The organism is Hydrogenophaga intermedia (genome assembly GCF_023715105.1).
In the GTDB taxonomy this organism is placed as follows: Bacteria; Pseudomonadota; Gammaproteobacteria; order Burkholderiales; family Burkholderiaceae_C; genus Hydrogenophaga; species Hydrogenophaga intermedia_A.
Genome location: NZ_JAMBNO010000033.1, coordinates 15,854 through 30,293, shown reverse-complemented (window position 1 = coordinate 30,293; position 14,440 = coordinate 15,854). Strand labels below are relative to the sequence as shown.

General features: G+C 65.9%; 16 protein-coding genes. 4 read left to right on the top strand and 12 right to left on the bottom strand.

Translation table 11 applies throughout. The features are described from left to right. Positions 1 to 347 precede the first annotated feature (347 nt). The gene (locus tag M3149_RS20900) at positions 348 to 698 is read right to left on the bottom strand and encodes a DUF2958 domain-containing protein (RefSeq protein WP_009523268.1); all 351 of its coding nucleotides are present in this window, start codon (positions 696 to 698) and stop codon (positions 348 to 350) included. Between the two features lie 257 nt (positions 699 to 955). Here M3149_RS20900 and M3149_RS20895 point away from each other — a divergent pair, with 257 nt between their 5' ends. Further along, the gene (locus tag M3149_RS20895) at positions 956 to 1,246 is read left to right on the top strand and encodes a helix-turn-helix domain-containing protein (protein WP_009523267.1); all 291 of its coding nucleotides are present in this window, start codon (positions 956 to 958) and stop codon (positions 1,244 to 1,246) included. 388 nt (positions 1,247 to 1,634) lie between these two features. Here the strand turns inward: M3149_RS20895 and M3149_RS20890 are convergent, their stop codons facing one another. The 8 genes from M3149_RS20890 to M3149_RS20855 form a co-directional block, all read right to left on the bottom strand. Next, entirely contained in the window at positions 1,635 to 1,949 is a 315-nt protein-coding gene (locus tag M3149_RS20890) for a DUF736 domain-containing protein (RefSeq protein WP_009523266.1), read from the bottom strand. A gap of 803 nt (positions 1,950 to 2,752) precedes the next feature. Beyond that, the gene (locus M3149_RS20885) at positions 2,753 to 3,145 is read right to left on the bottom strand and encodes a YkvA family protein (protein ID WP_059400218.1); all 393 of its coding nucleotides are present in this window, start codon (positions 3,143 to 3,145) and stop codon (positions 2,753 to 2,755) included. A 186-nt stretch (positions 3,146 to 3,331) separates the two neighbouring features. Next, the gene (locus M3149_RS20880; protein ID WP_059400219.1) at positions 3,332 to 3,541 is read right to left on the bottom strand and encodes a hypothetical protein; all 210 of its coding nucleotides are present in this window, start codon (positions 3,539 to 3,541) and stop codon (positions 3,332 to 3,334) included. A gap of 62 nt (positions 3,542 to 3,603) precedes the next feature. After that, positions 3,604 to 5,694, bottom strand: coding sequence for a ParB/RepB/Spo0J family partition protein (locus tag M3149_RS20875; RefSeq protein WP_066788719.1), 2,091 nt, complete (start codon positions 5,692 to 5,694; stop codon positions 3,604 to 3,606). 66 nt (positions 5,695 to 5,760) lie between these two features. Further along, entirely contained in the window at positions 5,761 to 6,591 is an 831-nt protein-coding gene (locus M3149_RS20870; protein ID WP_103245943.1) for a DUF932 domain-containing protein, read from the bottom strand. A gap of 775 nt (positions 6,592 to 7,366) precedes the next feature. Further along, the gene (locus tag M3149_RS20865; protein ID WP_103245825.1) at positions 7,367 to 7,759 is read right to left on the bottom strand and encodes an ATPase; all 393 of its coding nucleotides are present in this window, start codon (positions 7,757 to 7,759) and stop codon (positions 7,367 to 7,369) included. Positions 7,760 to 8,079: 320 nt separating this feature from the next. Continuing rightward, a complete protein-coding gene (locus M3149_RS20860; RefSeq protein ID WP_103245826.1) occupies positions 8,080 to 9,243 on the bottom strand; it encodes a PDDEXK nuclease domain-containing protein in 1,164 nt (387 codons plus the stop codon). After that, positions 9,240 to 10,439 (bottom strand): tyrosine-type recombinase/integrase, encoded by a 1,200-nt coding sequence (locus M3149_RS20855; RefSeq protein ID WP_103245827.1) that lies wholly within the window; start codon positions 10,437 to 10,439, stop codon positions 9,240 to 9,242. The genes M3149_RS20860 and M3149_RS20855 overlap by 4 nt, the downstream gene beginning before the upstream one ends. Positions 10,440 to 10,527: 88 nt before the next feature. Here M3149_RS20855 and M3149_RS20850 point away from each other — a divergent pair, with 88 nt between their 5' ends. Further along, a complete protein-coding gene (locus M3149_RS20850) occupies positions 10,528 to 11,202 on the top strand; it encodes a hypothetical protein (protein ID WP_251711333.1) in 675 nt (224 codons plus the stop codon). 12 nt (positions 11,203 to 11,214) lie between these two features. On the opposite strand, the gene M3149_RS20845 is transcribed toward M3149_RS20850, so the two are convergent. After that, the gene (locus tag M3149_RS20845) at positions 11,215 to 12,639 is read right to left on the bottom strand and encodes an FAD-binding oxidoreductase (RefSeq protein WP_251711332.1); all 1,425 of its coding nucleotides are present in this window, start codon (positions 12,637 to 12,639) and stop codon (positions 11,215 to 11,217) included. Positions 12,640 to 12,716: 77 nt separating this feature from the next. Next, positions 12,717 to 12,932, bottom strand: coding sequence for a hypothetical protein (locus tag M3149_RS20840; RefSeq protein WP_251711331.1), 216 nt, complete (start codon positions 12,930 to 12,932; stop codon positions 12,717 to 12,719). Between the two features lie 173 nt (positions 12,933 to 13,105). On the opposite strand from M3149_RS20840, the gene M3149_RS20835 reads away from it, so the two are divergent. Together M3149_RS20835 and M3149_RS20830 are read left to right on the top strand one after the other, a co-directional pair. Continuing rightward, on the top strand, positions 13,106 to 13,675 hold the full coding sequence (locus M3149_RS20835) for a cob(I)yrinic acid a,c-diamide adenosyltransferase (RefSeq protein ID WP_251711330.1): 570 nt from the start codon (positions 13,106 to 13,108) through the stop codon (positions 13,673 to 13,675). Beyond that, positions 13,672 to 14,010 carry a hypothetical protein gene (locus M3149_RS20830; RefSeq protein ID WP_251711329.1) on the top strand — a complete coding sequence of 113 codons (339 nt, stop codon included), beginning with the start codon at positions 13,672 to 13,674 and terminating at the stop codon, positions 14,008 to 14,010. Before M3149_RS20835 ends, M3149_RS20830 begins: the two co-directional genes overlap by 4 nt. A 3-nt stretch (positions 14,011 to 14,013) precedes the next feature. Here the strand turns inward: M3149_RS20830 and M3149_RS20825 are convergent, their stop codons facing one another. After that, positions 14,014 to 14,439, bottom strand: coding sequence for a hotdog fold thioesterase (locus M3149_RS20825; RefSeq protein WP_251711328.1), 426 nt, complete (start codon positions 14,437 to 14,439; stop codon positions 14,014 to 14,016). Position 14,440: the final 1 nt, after the last annotated feature.

Sequence of the window (14,440 nt, the reverse complement as noted above, 5' to 3'; positions counted from 1 at the left end):
CTGCGGCCCGAAGGGCCTGCAACGGGGCAGGAATCGGCCCGAAAACGCGCCGGAATGCCCTGCGAATTGCGCCATGTGACAAATCGCGCATCAGTGCTCGCTGCGGCGGGCGTTGTGCAGACCTTCCATAGGCTCCGGCGAGTTGCGAAATCCGTCTGAATGCGACGGCCGCCTGACCCAAAAATGTCACGCGGCATAAAACACCGTGCCGCAAGCCGCGCGAAAGATCGTGACTGTTTCAGTCACAGATATTCGGGTTTGAAGCAGAGTGCGAATTCAGATCGAAAAGGTCTGGAGCAAGACCGAAATAGTCTGAATGCGCCCGGCTTGGCCGGAGCGCGAACGGTTCAATCAACGATGGAACCGTTCTCCTGGGCCAGCCGCAGGTATTCCGACAACGGGCGCACTGCCTGGAAATACAAATCCCGCATCACGGGCTGTTTGTTCGGGCCGACGATGGAGGCCAGGTCGGACAGCTTGATGCGGCCCAGCTCTGGCATACCAATGCCCACGTCCATGATGCCGGTCGCCGTATCGTCATCGGCAGGATCGAGCGAGGCCAGCAGCCAGATGGCGTGCGCGTCGGGGGTGAACAGCCGCACGACCGGCAACGGGTCGTGCGGTTCACCGGCGGCGGCCCGCCGCCCGTTCTCCAGCAGCGCGGCGCGCTGCGCATCGGTGACGAGGGGAGCGTTCATCGTGGTGCTCCTGTTCCAACATGGATTGCCGGTTTTGCGCTTCCGCGCCGAAGCACGGATGCGTGTTCCACCAAAGCCTTGGAAACACGAAAGCGCAAAAACAGAATTGTAGAAATCTGGAAAGGCACGTAGGCGGTTCTCCGGTTCTGTCGGAATCCGCAAAAGCGGATTTCCGTAAAAGCACGAATAAGGCCAGAGCCGTGAAAGAGTTAAAGATAACGTGGTTTTAATTGTGCTGCGACTTGACGCTTCTGTCCATGCAGAAGCGATCCATCCAGCGCGGCCGGCCAGCGGGCGCCACCACCTTCGATGCCGAACTGGCGCAAGCCTTCGGCGCGGCGGTGCGCGCGTTGCGGACGGAGCGCGGCATCGCGCAGGAGTCGCTGGCGCACCTCGCGGGCATCGAGCGTTCGCACATGGGCAAGGTCGAGCGTGGCGAGCACATGCCCACGCTGGCGATCATCTTCAAGATCGCCAGCGCACTCGAATGCAGCACGGCAGTGCTGATGAGCAAGGCCGAAGAACTGCTGGCGGTAGCCCAGGCATAGCCGCCGAAGCCCCGCCATCATGGCGGGGCGTGCCAGGCCGATCCGGTGCCAGCCGGTTCGGCGGTATCGAGGGGCGCCAAGCACCGCGCGGCGGGGATGGGCCTGGCGCCGATCCCTTGGAGGCAAGCGAAGCGCGCAGCGCCGCAGGCGCGAAGGCGGCAGGGATTGGAGCCGAATGGCCGTGACGGCGTAGTCGGCACGGGGCGGAGCCCGCAAAGCCCGGTGGTGCGCAGCACCGACCCGCCCCGCATGTACCTCTACCAATTCAAGCCATTGCTTGGTAGCCAGGCAAGACACATCCCGCACACTGCCAAGCCATTCTGCTTGCCGATACAGCGCAGCATTCGCAACACAGCGCCCCGCCGCGTGGGCGGGGCGCTGGCGGCCGTCAGGCCGCCTGGGGCTTGCTGCGCGACCAGATCAGGTCGTGCGTGCCGTCCTCGTCTTCGATCAGGCGGGCGTAGACCGTGGCCGGGAACGAAGGATCGTCGAGGGTCACGGAGATGTACTCCCGCCCGGCCTCGCTGGTCTTCTTCCACGCCGCGCCGATGTCGTGGCTGGCGGCCTGCAGGCGGAAGTCAGGGGCCTTCTCGTTGTCGCCCTTGTCGTTGGGCACCAGCTTGACCTTGACGTTGAGCGTCAGGGTGCGAAGCGTGCCGGTGAAGCCGTCTTTGTCTGCGGTGAAGGTGCCGATGTTGGCCATGATGGATCTCCTTTTGGTGGAACAAGGTTCGCGCCCATCGCGTCCTTGTTGTGATCCGGCCGGCGGGGGACGGGCGGGCTGCACCGCTTGCGGTCGCAACGCAGTGGAGAGCCGGGAGGCGAAAAGAATTTGTCCCGCGAGGAATCTGCGCAGCAGAGGGGAAATTGTTTTCGCTGGACGGTTGCAGCCAGGAAGCCCGAGGCGCAGCCGCGCCCCCGCCAGGATTCACAACAACACAAGGACGCTTTGGGCCGAACCGCACCGAAAGGAGACAGGGCCGGCTCGGCATTCCCGCACGAAGGCTGCACCGGCTCGCTCCCAGACGCGGGCCAGGTCAATACCCCAACGACGGGCGAGAACGCCCCTGCCGCACTTTGCGGCGCTGGTCTTGAGGCGTGGCGTGGAAGTTCCATGGCGATGCCGGGCGGGATGTCCGTGAGCCGTCCTTCATGACGTGATGGGCACGAACCGCCAGCGTTGAGGACGGCACGCATTCGCACAACCTGCCGCAGCAAGTCTCAGCGTGTTCGCCAACGTACCGTCCACTGCGGCGGGGCGCTGGCCAAGCCGATCCGGCTTCGCCGGTTCGGCAGCATTGAGGGGCGCCAAGCATCGCGCGGCGGGGATAGCCCGCTGGGCTTTCTCCTGGAGGCAAGCGCAGCGCGCAGCGCCGCAGGCGCGAAGGCGTGAGGGATTGACGCCGAATGGCCGTGACGGCGAAGTCGGCACGGGGCGCAGCCCGAAAGCCCGGCGGCGCATTGCGCCGACACGCCCAGCCCATTCAGTACGCCATCATGAACAGCCTACAGATGCGGCTTGAGCCAGAGCCACAACGCCACCCCCATCGCCAGCCACAGCATCAAGATCATCACGGCCCCGAATCGGCTCCTTGGCTTGGCCCCTTCTGTTCGCATCCATTCATCGGCCTGCACACGGCACTCCGCCAGCACCTCGGACGGCAACAGCTTCACGGTCAGCCAGATCAGCACGGGCAACAGAATCACATCGTCCAGATAGCCCAGCACCGGGATGAAGTCTGGAATTAGGTCGATGGGACTCAGGGCATAGGCCACCACGAACAACCCCAGCGCCTTGGCATACCAAGGCGTGCGGGGATGCTTGCCGGCAAACCACAGCGTCACGCCATCGCGTTTGATGCGCTTGGCCCAAGTCTTCATGGTGGTGCTGATACTCATGCCGGAAAGTGTGGCATAGCAGAAATAGCCGATTGACCCGATCGGCACATACTGGCATCGCGCACCACCGCGATGCCTGCAACGCCGCCGCCCGAGCCAGAGCGAGGGCGGCGGCGTGATGTTCCGGCTGTTCGGCTTCAACACCGCGCCCAGGACGGAACGGCCTGGGCGCGGTGCTGACGATGGTTATTCCTTCGTCTCGATGATCCACCACACGGCGCGAGCCAAGGCGCGACCCGTGATGGGATGAATGTCGGTGAGGTCAGCGCGGGCCGACCAGCCCGAGGGCGGGCGGTAGCCGCGCACGTCGCCATCGCCGTGCCAGCGGCGGGCGCGTGTTGTGCCGGGGGCGTAGATCGCCGCCATGCGCTGGCGGCTGCTGGTGATGCGGGTCATGGGGGCTTCTCCTTTCGGCGAAGCGCCCCGGTCGAAGCCGGGGCGCTTGCCTTCGGCGCGGGTCAAGCGGCCAGCGCCTCGGCGGTTTCATCCGCCATTGCCTCGGCATCCTCCGGGGCGTCCTGCTCCGGGCCTTCCTCCTGCGCGCTTTCCTGCACTGCCTGCTGCGGGCCTGCGGCCTTGAAGATGGCAGGCATCCAGCCCGTGCCATCGGCCAGCCGCTCGGCTTCGCTGGCAATGTCGGCCTTCTTGAGCTTACCCAGCCGGGTGACGGATTCCGGCGCGAACTCGCCCACGGCCTCCAGAATCACGGCCTTGGAAACATGCTTGAAGTAGCCTTCGGCGGTCGGCTGCCACCATGCGGCCATGTCGAGGCCCACGGCCTGCGCCAGTTCTTCGCCGGGCTGGTGCGGCGTGGCGCGAGGCGTCACCACGTCCACCGTGGAAGCCACGCACACGGCCAGCAGCTTGACCAGCTCGTCTTGCGGCTTCGTCAGCAGCACGGCGAACAATTCGGCGCTGTCGTCCGGCAAGGCTTCGCCCGCTACCTGTTGCAGTTCGCGCAGCGCCACGGCGGCAGGCGATCCCGGCCAGTCCGGGGCCATGCCTTCCAGCCGGTCTTGCACTTTCAGGCCGACGCCCAGCGGCAGAGAATCACGGCTGCGGCCGTAGCGGCTTTCCTGCAAGGCGGTCTGCACCATGCCATGCACCACAGCTGCCAGCGCAGCTTGCGGATGCCGTGCGACTTCGATTTGCAGCGCGGCGGTGCGGTGGGCGCTCAAGCGTTGCGCCAGCCGGTCGGACATGGCGGCGGTCTTGGGCTGCCTGTCGTCGTCTCCGTCCTCGCCCTCGTCATCGTTCGCGGCGTCCGGGTCGCTGAAACCCTGGCGCAGCTTTTCCAGCGTGCGCAGCGCCTTGGCTTCGGCCTCGCGCATCAGGCCGCGATGAATCACGGCCTCGCCGTTGCGGTCGATGGTGACGATGGCACCGGCTGCGGCCTTCACGTTCGCGCCGTAGTCCTGCAAGCCATCTTCCAGCGCCTGCAACTGTTCGCCCACGGCTTCGCCTTCCTCCTGCAAGGCGTCGGCGTCGGCCTTGTCCTCGTCGTCGGCGTCCAGCGCGGCATCCACGGCTTCGGCCAGTTGGTGCATCCGGGCTTGCAGCTTCTCGATGCGTGCGGCTTCGCGCTTGTTCGGCTCGCGCCGCTCTCTCGGCGCACGCTGGAAAGCGTGCAGGTCGGCATGGGTCACGCCCGGCGTGGCATCCACCCAGGCCCAACCCTCGGCGCGGACAGTGGCGGCGATGCCCGCCAGCTTGTCTTGCGCCAGCCGTTCCAGCAGCGCGGCATCGGTCAGATACACACCCGCATCATCTTCCGCGAACAGGTCACGGCGCACGCCACCGCCTGCGGCCTCGTAGCTGTCCAGCCCGACAAAGCGCACCAGCGGATGCCGGCAGGCGTCGATTTCCCTTTCGGTCAGGCGTTCGCGCAAGTGGGATGGGTGGCGCTGCCACTGCGGTGCATCGTAGAACGCGGCTTCCTGCGCGGCGTGGTCATCGGTGATGGCAAGGGCCATCAACTGATCGAGCGTGACGGCATCGGCCCGGTAGTCGGCCATCAGGCGCGGCGAGACATTCGCCAGCTTCAAACGGCGCTGCACCACCAGCGGCGTAACGGAGAAATCCGCCGCAATGTCCTCGATGGGTCGGCCTTCGGCCACCAGCGCCGCGAAGGCTTCAAACTGGTCTGCCGGGTGCATGGCTTCGCGCTGCACGTTCTCGGTGAGGCTGGCCGTGCGGGCCGTGCCATCGGCCACCAGCAGGCAAGGCACCTCCCAATCCTTGGCGATGCGGTGTTTCTTCGCCAGCAGCTTCAACGCGGCGAGGCGACGGCCACCGGCCACAACTTCGTAATGCTCGCCATCGGCGGATGCGATCACGATCAGGTTTTGCAGCAGACCCACACGCTGGATGGATGCGGCCAGTTCGGGAATGGACATGCGCGGGGTCTTGCGCACGTTGCGGCCAGCGGGGCGCAGCACCAGCCGCGACAGCGGAACCAGAATCAGGTTCTTGGTCGGGTCGGCAGCTTCCAGCGGAATAGCTGCGGCGGTATTGACGGCGCGGGCTTCGGTTTGGGTGATGGCGTTCATGGTGACTCTCCAATCGAGTGAAACAAGGGAATGGAGGGGAAGCCGCCCCTCCGGCGGGGGAACGGTTCAGGCTTTCAACTGGCGCAGGCCATCGGCCAACATCCAGAGGGCGCGATTCAGGCGCACATCGGAATCAATGCCCTGCACGGGTCGGGTCTGCTGGCGGCGTCCGTTGGCGCTGCGGCCATGCAATCCGCCCTTGGTCAAGTTCTCCTGCGTGCGGTTGAACACGCTCCACAGGTCGGGGCGTCGGTCATCAAACCGGCGCGGCATCAGGATTTGCGACTCCGTGATGGGCGCGGGCTTGTTGTCCGTGGGGTCGTACTTGAGGGCCAGCGCGGAACGGGCGAACACTTCGGCTTCGCCTTCATCCAGCGTGATAGCGCGCATGGCATCGCGGGATTCCTTCACCCGCTCGAAGCCGCTCAACACCTCGAAAGCGCCTTCGATGACGGAACCGGCCACGTCGCCCTTATGGGGTACGCGCACGTCCGCCACGGTGTCGCCGCACACAAGGCCATTGCTGCACACGAACCGGAACATTCCGGCCAGCATCTGATAGCTGCTGGTGCCATCATGGGAGTTCAGCAGCACGATTTCGTTAGCCTCCGCGCCGTTGATCTGGCTGGCATGGCGCAGGCGCAGCATGTGCTTGGTGTGCTCGCGCTTGCCTTCATCGCGCACGCGGGTCTGCGTCACCATGAAGGGTTGAAACCCCTCCTTGCGAAGCTCGGTCAGAACTGCCGCCGTGGGGATATAGGCGTACCGCTCGGAGCGGCTTTGGTGCGGGGCATCCGCGAAGATGGACGGGGCTACCCTGCGAATCTGGTCATCGGACAGCGGGCAGTCGCTGCGCAGCGAAGGGGAACGGGAAGCGAAACGGGATGCGAGTTGCATGTCTTTCTCCTGAACAAAAAGGCCGTTGAAGAAAACCGCACACCGGATTCCTAGATTCGGAGCCCAGCCTTTCGGCTGTTCGGTGCGGTCGGCACGAGGAACCCGGTTGGCCCTGTTGCCACCGTCTTTCCTGAGTTCATCGCCCGCGACGGAAGGGAGCCCGTGGACGGGGGCCGTCAAGGAAACCAGCGCAGGGTTGGTGCGGCCCGCAGGCGCAGCCGAGGACACGGCCCTGCGCGCCTTGACGGCACCAGGCCGCGGGCTACAGTCGCGGACAAGGTGATGAAGTCAGGGAAGACGGCTGGACATGGCAACGGCCATCCCTGTGTGCCGACCGCACGCAAGCGAAGCGCGCAGGCCCGAAGCTGGAAGCCGGGCCGGAGGCGTCAGCCGAGCGGAGCGAGGGAACGATGGAAGCCCGACAGGGGCGAAACCCCGCAGGGGGTTCGATGCGAAGCACGACAGCGCGCCCGGCCATCTCCCAGGTGGCCGGGGACGCCCAGCCTTCAAAGCCGAAGAAACAACAGAATCAGGACGAGCACACGCAAGGCATCGTGGATCTGCTGCGAATGCGGTCTGGCCGATCCGGCGCAGCCGGGTCGGCGGTCTTCGAGGGGCGCCAAGCCTGCGCGGCGGGGATAGCCCGCAGGGCTTTCCCCTGGAGTGCAAGCGCAGCGCGCAGCGCCGCAGGCGCGAAGGTATCGGCACCGGGCGCAGCAAGAAGAAAGGTGCGCCGCTCCCGAAGGAACGACGCACCGAAGGCAGCGCGGCGCGATCAGCTCGCCGCCGGCGCCGTCATCGACTGCAACTGCTCGATCACGCCAGGCTCAACGAACACGCAAGCCTGCTCGTCCGCGATCGGTACGTTGAACATCCGCGCGAACACCGTGCGCCGCAGATGGGCCAGTCGGCCCGTCCGATACGCCTGCTCGGGCTTCATGCGCCCGCCGGCCTGCGAACCGCTGCGCTGCGGATCGCATTCGACCAGCGCCACAAAGCCATCGTCGGCCAGCTTCTGATGCTTGGGGCACAGGCCCCAGCCGGTCGCCGTATGGCGCTCCATGCTCGCGCGCAGGCGCTTGTCCAGCAGGATGGCGCCGGTATCGAACGCCGTGCCGCAAACGAGGCAAACATGCTGTTCGAGTGAAACGTGTGATTTGTCGTTCATGACGGTCTCCGGTTGCACGGGCGGAATTGCCCGGAACCGTCGCCCTCACGGCGCAGCGCAAGCAGTCAAAGATCGAAGACGGCCGCCAGGCCGCAAGCGTGCCTGCACGCGCAGTCATTGACGGCGAGAACGCCGTGATACGGTGAAGGGACACAGCAAGACCGCTCCCTCAAACCACCCACGCACCCGGCTTTCGGCAAGCGGAGCGCGCAGGCCCGAGAGGGCCGGAGGCGTCAGGGATCAAAGCCGGATGGCCGCGATTCGGCACGAAGCGCGGGGCGCAGCCCGCGAGCCCGACGGCGGCACGCCGGGACGCCCGGTTATTGCTTGCGCTTCTTGGGAGGCACCGTCACGCGAGATTCGATCAGCCGCCGCGTGTTCTCCAGTTCCTTTTGCAGCACCTCGGCATCCGGCAGCACCATCTTGTAGTTCGCCGCCATCACCTTGTTGGGCAAGCCTTCCAGCGCGTACCGCGCCAAGGCGTGCCCCTTGTCGGCGCAGAGAATCAGGCCCACGGGCGGATTTTCCTCGGGGAACGTCCAGTGTTCCTTCGCATAGTTGCAATACAAGTGCATCTGGCCCACATCAGCATGGGTCAAAGCACCGAGCTTCAAGTCGATGATGACCAGGCAGCGCAAGCGCCGATGGAAAAACAGCAGATCGACGCGATACCACGTCTGGTCGATGCGCAAGCGGCGCTGCCGCCCGACGAAGGTGAAGCCGTCGCCCAACTCCAGCAGGAAATCTTCCAGCCGTCGAATCAAGGCTTGTTCGAGATCGGATTCCGAATACTCGTCCTTGAGATCAAGGAACTCCAGCACGAGCGGGTCTTTGATCGCATCATCGACCGTCACGGCATCATCCGGCTTCGGCACGGCGCTCTTGACCAGCATCGCCGCCTTGTTCTTCGACAGCGCCGTGCGCTCGTAGAACTGGCTGCCGATCTGCCGGTCGAGCTGGCGCACGCTCCAGCCGCCGCGCAGGGCTTCGGCTTCGTAGAACTGGCGCGCGTGGTCGTCCTTGACCATCAGCAGCCGCACATAGGCCGACCACGGCAAGGGGAAGACATGGGCCAGTTCGTCCAGCCGCCCAGGGCGGCCCTGCGCCAGCAGGAAATGCCCTTGCGACGGCGCTAGAGAAGATTCGCTAGACACTGTCTGGCGAATTGGCCGGGTCAGGAAGAACGACCGCATCTGCTGCAAGTTCGGGCGGCTGAACCCACGCCCGAACTGCGCAGTCAAGTCGGCAGACAGCCGTTCGATCAACTGCTCGCCGTACCCTGCGCGGCGCTTGCCCTGCTGCTCGGCCTCCACGATGCGGCGGCCGATTTCCCAATAGCTGGCCGTCATCAGCGCATTGACGCTGCGCGCTGTTGCACGGCGTGCAGCGTCAAGCAGTTCTACGATGCCGCCGTGGATGCCGGCGTAGCCGGCAGGCAAGGCGGCAGCCTTGGCCGCCACTGCGGGCGATTTTGTGCTGTTCATGCTGTCGCCTCCGCAGGCTGGCGCGCACCCGTGATGGCCTGCCGCCGGCTGGCCACCAGCTCGGCCGCATCGCGCACTGGCTTGTCCTCGGTGTGGACATAGTGCATGAACATCGCCACGGTCTTGTGGCCTGTCAGCTTCATGCCCACCTTGGTCGGCACGCCCGAATTGGCAATGTCGGTCGTCGATCGGTGGCGGATACCGTGTGTGCCGACATGAGCCACGCCCGTGGCCTTGAGCACCCGGCACCAGCCACCGTAGTGCTCGCCAAAGGTCAAATGCTTGTCCGGGTCGTTGGGCGACGGCAGGACGTAAGGGCAGCCTTCCCGGCGTGGTGCCGTCGCAAGCAGCCGATAGGCTTCCGCGCTCATGGGCTTGGAGAGGCCACCGGTCTTGCTGTCCGGCCACACCACGCGCCGGTTCTCCAAATCAACCCACTTCCATTCGAGGGTGCAGATTTCGGAGCGGCGGCCCGCGAACTCGAATTGCAGGCGAATCGCCAGCGGAATGACGTAGTTCTCCAGTCCTTCCGCCTCCAATTTCTCCAGATGGCGGAAGATCAGCGCCAGTTCGTCGTCCACGATGAGCCGGGTTTCCTTGCCGGGCGGGAACATCGGAACGTGGCGGCACGGGTTCGTGCCGTCGGGGCGGTAGCCCCACACCTCGGCCAGGTTGAACATCTTGCGCAGCACGCCGAATGTGTTGTTCGCCTCGGCGGGTTTGTAGGCCAACTTCTCCATCAGCCCGGCAACGTCAGGCCGCTTCACGTCCTGCACCTTCTTGCGCCCGAGCAGCGGAACAATGCAGCGATCAATAACGGCCTGGTAGCCGCGCCGCGTGCTGGGCTTGTTGCGCTTCTTGGAGTAGTCCTCCATGAACTTCTGGCACAGCGCCTCCACCGTGGGCGCCTTGCGCGCCTCGGCCTTGGCGCCGCCGGGATCGCCGCCCCGGCGAACTTCAGCCAGCCAGTCCTGCGCCATGACGCGGGCCTGCTCGACGGTCAGTTCCCCGAACAGGCCCAAGGCAGGTTTGCGACGCTCGCCCGCGTTCGTGCGGTACTGGAGCATGAATACCCGGCGGCCCGCCGGGGTAATCTTGCACAGGAAGCCGGGCACCACGGTGTCCCGCAGTTCGATGTCCTGCGCCTGGGGTTGCGCCGTCTCCACGGCGGTCTTGGTGAGCTTGATCTTGGCCACGATGACTCCTCGGAAAGACCCGGTTTCCAAGAGCCACATAGGGGCCGCGAGAGCGGAAGCCGGGTCAGGTTTCGGAAAGCACCGGCATATGATGGACGCGCGTAAGTTATTGATAAACCTGCTGTATCGGGCTTCAGCGCAGTCCAGCGAAATGTCGGGCTGGGGTCATCGTCAAACAAAAAATTTGCTGAGAGACTTGCGAGCTGCTCTCGATCAAGCGCAGGAGCGAAAGCTGACAGCGTTGAATGTGTCAGCGCTCCGCAACTACTTGGACGACTGGGAGCGTGGAGAAGCAGAGAACCAGCGTGTCTCTGCAACGGTGTACCAGCAGCAAATTGAAGAGTGGAAAGCGCGACTTACTGCTGACACCGCGCACAGCATTGAAATGTTCAAAGCTGTGCTGGAGGCGGGGCAAACTGCCCTGAAGACGGCCATAGTCATCAACGGTGGCGCCGCCGCTGCCTTGTTGGCAACCCTTGCGGACGTCATCCGTTCTCAGTCCCCGAATCAGCTGTTGGCCCCATTGGGTCAATCTTGGCTGCTGTTCATGATCGGCTTGGGCTCAGCAGGTGTGGCCACAGCGTTTAGATACCTGTCGCAGGCCACGTATGCCGCCTCCATGTACGCGGAGGTAGAAGCCAAAAAAAGCAAGTACTACCGGGGCGGTGACTGGCTTAGGAACCTTGCGGTCTTGACTGGCCTGTCGTCCTACGTGTTGTTCTTCTGCGGTGCAATCGCTGTCGCAAAGATGATCGTCCGTTGATCCTGGGAATAACTAAACGGCGAAGATTTTCCCCGGATTCAGGATGTTGTCCGGGTCGAGCGCGCGCTTGAGCGTGCGCATCATGTCCACCGCGCCGGCACCGGCCTCGTCGAGCAGGAAGCCCATCTTGTGCAGGCCCACGCCGTGTTCGCCGGTGCAGGTGCCTTCCAGTTGGAGCGCGCGGTTCACGAGCTTGACGTTGAGTTCCTCGGCGATGCGGCGCTCGTCGGCGTTGTCGGGGTCGATCAGGTAGCCAAAGTGGAAATTGCCGTCGCCCACGTGGCCGACGAGGAAGTAGGGCAGGCCGGCGGCGTCGGCCTCGGCCACGGAGTCGAGCAGGCAGTCGGCCAGGCGGCTGATGGGCACGCAGGTGTCGGTGCTCACGGCGCGGCAGCCGGGCTTACTCTGGATGGCGGCGAAATAGGCGTTGTGCCGCGCGGTCCACAGGCGGGTGCGCTCCTCGGGCGTGGTGGCCCACTCGAAGGCGTTGCCACCGAACTCGCTGGCGATCTCCTGCACCGTTTCGGCCTGCTCCTTCACGCCCGCGGGTGAGCCGTGGAACTCCATCAGCAGCATGTGTTCCTCGCGCAGGCCAAGCTTGCTGTGCGCGTTGACCATGCGCACGGTGCCGGCGTCGATGAGCTCGCAGCGCGCGATCGGCACGCCAAGCTGGATCACCTGGATGACCGTGCGCACCGCGGCCTCGATGGTCGGGAAGGAGCAGATCGCGGCCGAGATGGCCTCGGGCAGCGGGTAGAGCTTGAGCGTGACCTCGGTGATGACGCCCAGCGTGCCTTCGCTGCCCACCATCAGGCGCGTGAGGTCGTAGCCGGCGCTGCTCTTCTTGGCGCGCGTACCGGTGCGGATGACCTCGCCCCGGGCGGTAACCACCTCGAGCGCGAGCACGTTCTCGCGCATGGTGCCGTAGCGCACGGCGTTGGTGCCGCTGGCGCGCGTGGCCGCCATGCCGCCGATGGAGGCATCGGCGCCGGGGTCGATGGGGAAGAACAGGCCCTCGCTCTTGACGGCCTCGTTGACGGCCTTGCGCGTCACGCCGGGCTGCACCGTCACGGTCAGGTCCTCGGCGTTGATGGCCAGCACGCGGTTCATGCGGTTGACGTCGATGCTGATGCCGCCTTGCACCGCGAGCAGATGCCCTTCGAGCGAAGAGCCGACGCCGAACGGGATGACCGGCACCTTGTGCCGCGCGCACAGCGCCACGGCATCGGCCACGTCCTGCGTGCTTTCGGCGAACACCACGGCGGCGGGCGGGGGCACGGTGAAAGTGGATTCATCGCGCCCGTGCTGCTCGCGCACCGCGAGCGCGGTGGAGCACTGGGTGCCGAAGCGCTGCTGCAGCGCGGCGATGAATTCGGCAGGCACGTCACGCTGCTGCACCGTGGGCAGCAGGTGGGCAATGTCGGTGGGGGCGTTCATGGGCGGTCTCCGGCGCGTGGGGTGCGGCTCGCGTGAGCGACGCCGCAGTTTACGCCCGCGGCCCCAGCGACGTGCTCTCAGCGGCGCGGCAGCCGTGCGGTGTGCGGGGGCAGGGTGGCCGCGGGGGCCGACAGCGCGGTCGGCGTCGGGGCCGATGCACCGGATCCGCGCGCGGCCACCATCGACTGGGTGGCGCCCAGGCCGCCCATGGCCAGGGTCCAGGCCGCGAGGAGTTGCACACTGTGGCGCTCGAAGGCCAGGCGGGTGCGCGGAGGTCGGGTCGGTTTCTGCATGGTTTGCGACGGCGGTTGAAAGAAACCGCATTGCAGCCCGACGCACGGCCGCAGGCCAGCATTTTTGCCCGGCGTTGCGGGCTTGACCGCAGCTTCACGCGGTTCACATTTCCGATCGGGTCGTTACGAATGCGGCATCGCTCACAATCACAGGCCGATAGACAAGGATCACCATGGGCAACCGACTCACGCAGATCGCCACCCGCACCGGCGACGCCGGCACTACCGGTCTGGGCGACAACACCCGCGTCTCCAAGGACAGCCTGCGCGTGCACGCGATGGGCGATGTCGACGAACTCAACTCGAACCTCGGTGTGCTGCTTTGCGAGGAGCTGCCCGCCGACGTGCGCGCGCTGCTGGTCGAGATCCAGCACCAGCTCTTCAACCTTGGCGGTGAGCTGTCCATCCCGGGTTACGAGTTGCTCAAGCCCGAGGCCGTTGCCGCGCTGGACGATGCGCTGGCGCGCTACAACGAGCAGCTTCCGCGGCTCAAGGAGTTCATCCTGCCCGCCGGCAACCGCGCGGCCAGCCAGGCGCACGTGTGCCGTACCGTGGCGCGCCGCGCCGAGCGCGCGGTGGTGGCGCTGGGCAATGCCGAGGGCGTGAAGGACGCGCCGCGCCAGTACCTCAACCGCCTGTCCGACCTGATGTTCGTGCTGGCGCGTGTGCTCAACCGCATGCACGGCGGCGACGACGTGTACTGGAAGAGCGAGCGCCTGCAGCAACAAGGGGGTGGGGCATGAAGCTGCTCGCATGGCCTCTGGTGGCGGCCCTGGTCGCCAGCAGCGGCGCGGCGGTGGCCGACGGCCCCGCGCCCGCGCAGGTCGTGCTCTCGTGCGAGGCGGTGTACCTGCCGGCGCGCACCACCTGGACACGCGAGGTGCGTTTCACCCTCGACGAGCGCCGCATTCGCGGGGTCGAGGTGGACGGCGTGCCGGTCTACAGCTTCTCGGTGTACGAGACCGTGCTGCTCACCGCCCTCGACAACGAACGCATCCAGCTCGACACCGCCTCGCTCACCTGGCGCAGCGATTTCCGCGGCCAGGCCACCTCGCAAGGGCGCTGCGAGCGCCGCTGAGCCTCAACGCGGCGCCAGCACCGACATCGTGATGCGCGAGACGCAGGTGAGCTCGCCGGCCTCGTTGCGCAGATCGATGTGCCACACATGCGTGCTGCGGCCGATGTGCACCGGCCGCGTGATGCCGGTGACCCAGCCCTGCGTGGCGCCCTTGAGGTGGTTGGCGTTGATGTCCAGGCCGACGGCGCGGTGCCCTTCGGGGCAGGCGAAGGCCGCGCCGCACGAGCCCAGCGTCTCGGCCAGCACCACGCTCACGCCGCCGTGCAGCAGGCCGTAGGGTTGTTTCGTGCGCGTGTCCACCGGCACGCGCGCGGCGATGAAGTCGTCACCCACCTCGGTGAACTCGATGCCCAGGTGCTGCACGGCGGTGCCGTCGTGCAGGCCCTGGAGGATCTCGCAGGAGATGGGGCGGGTCCAGACGCGGGGCATG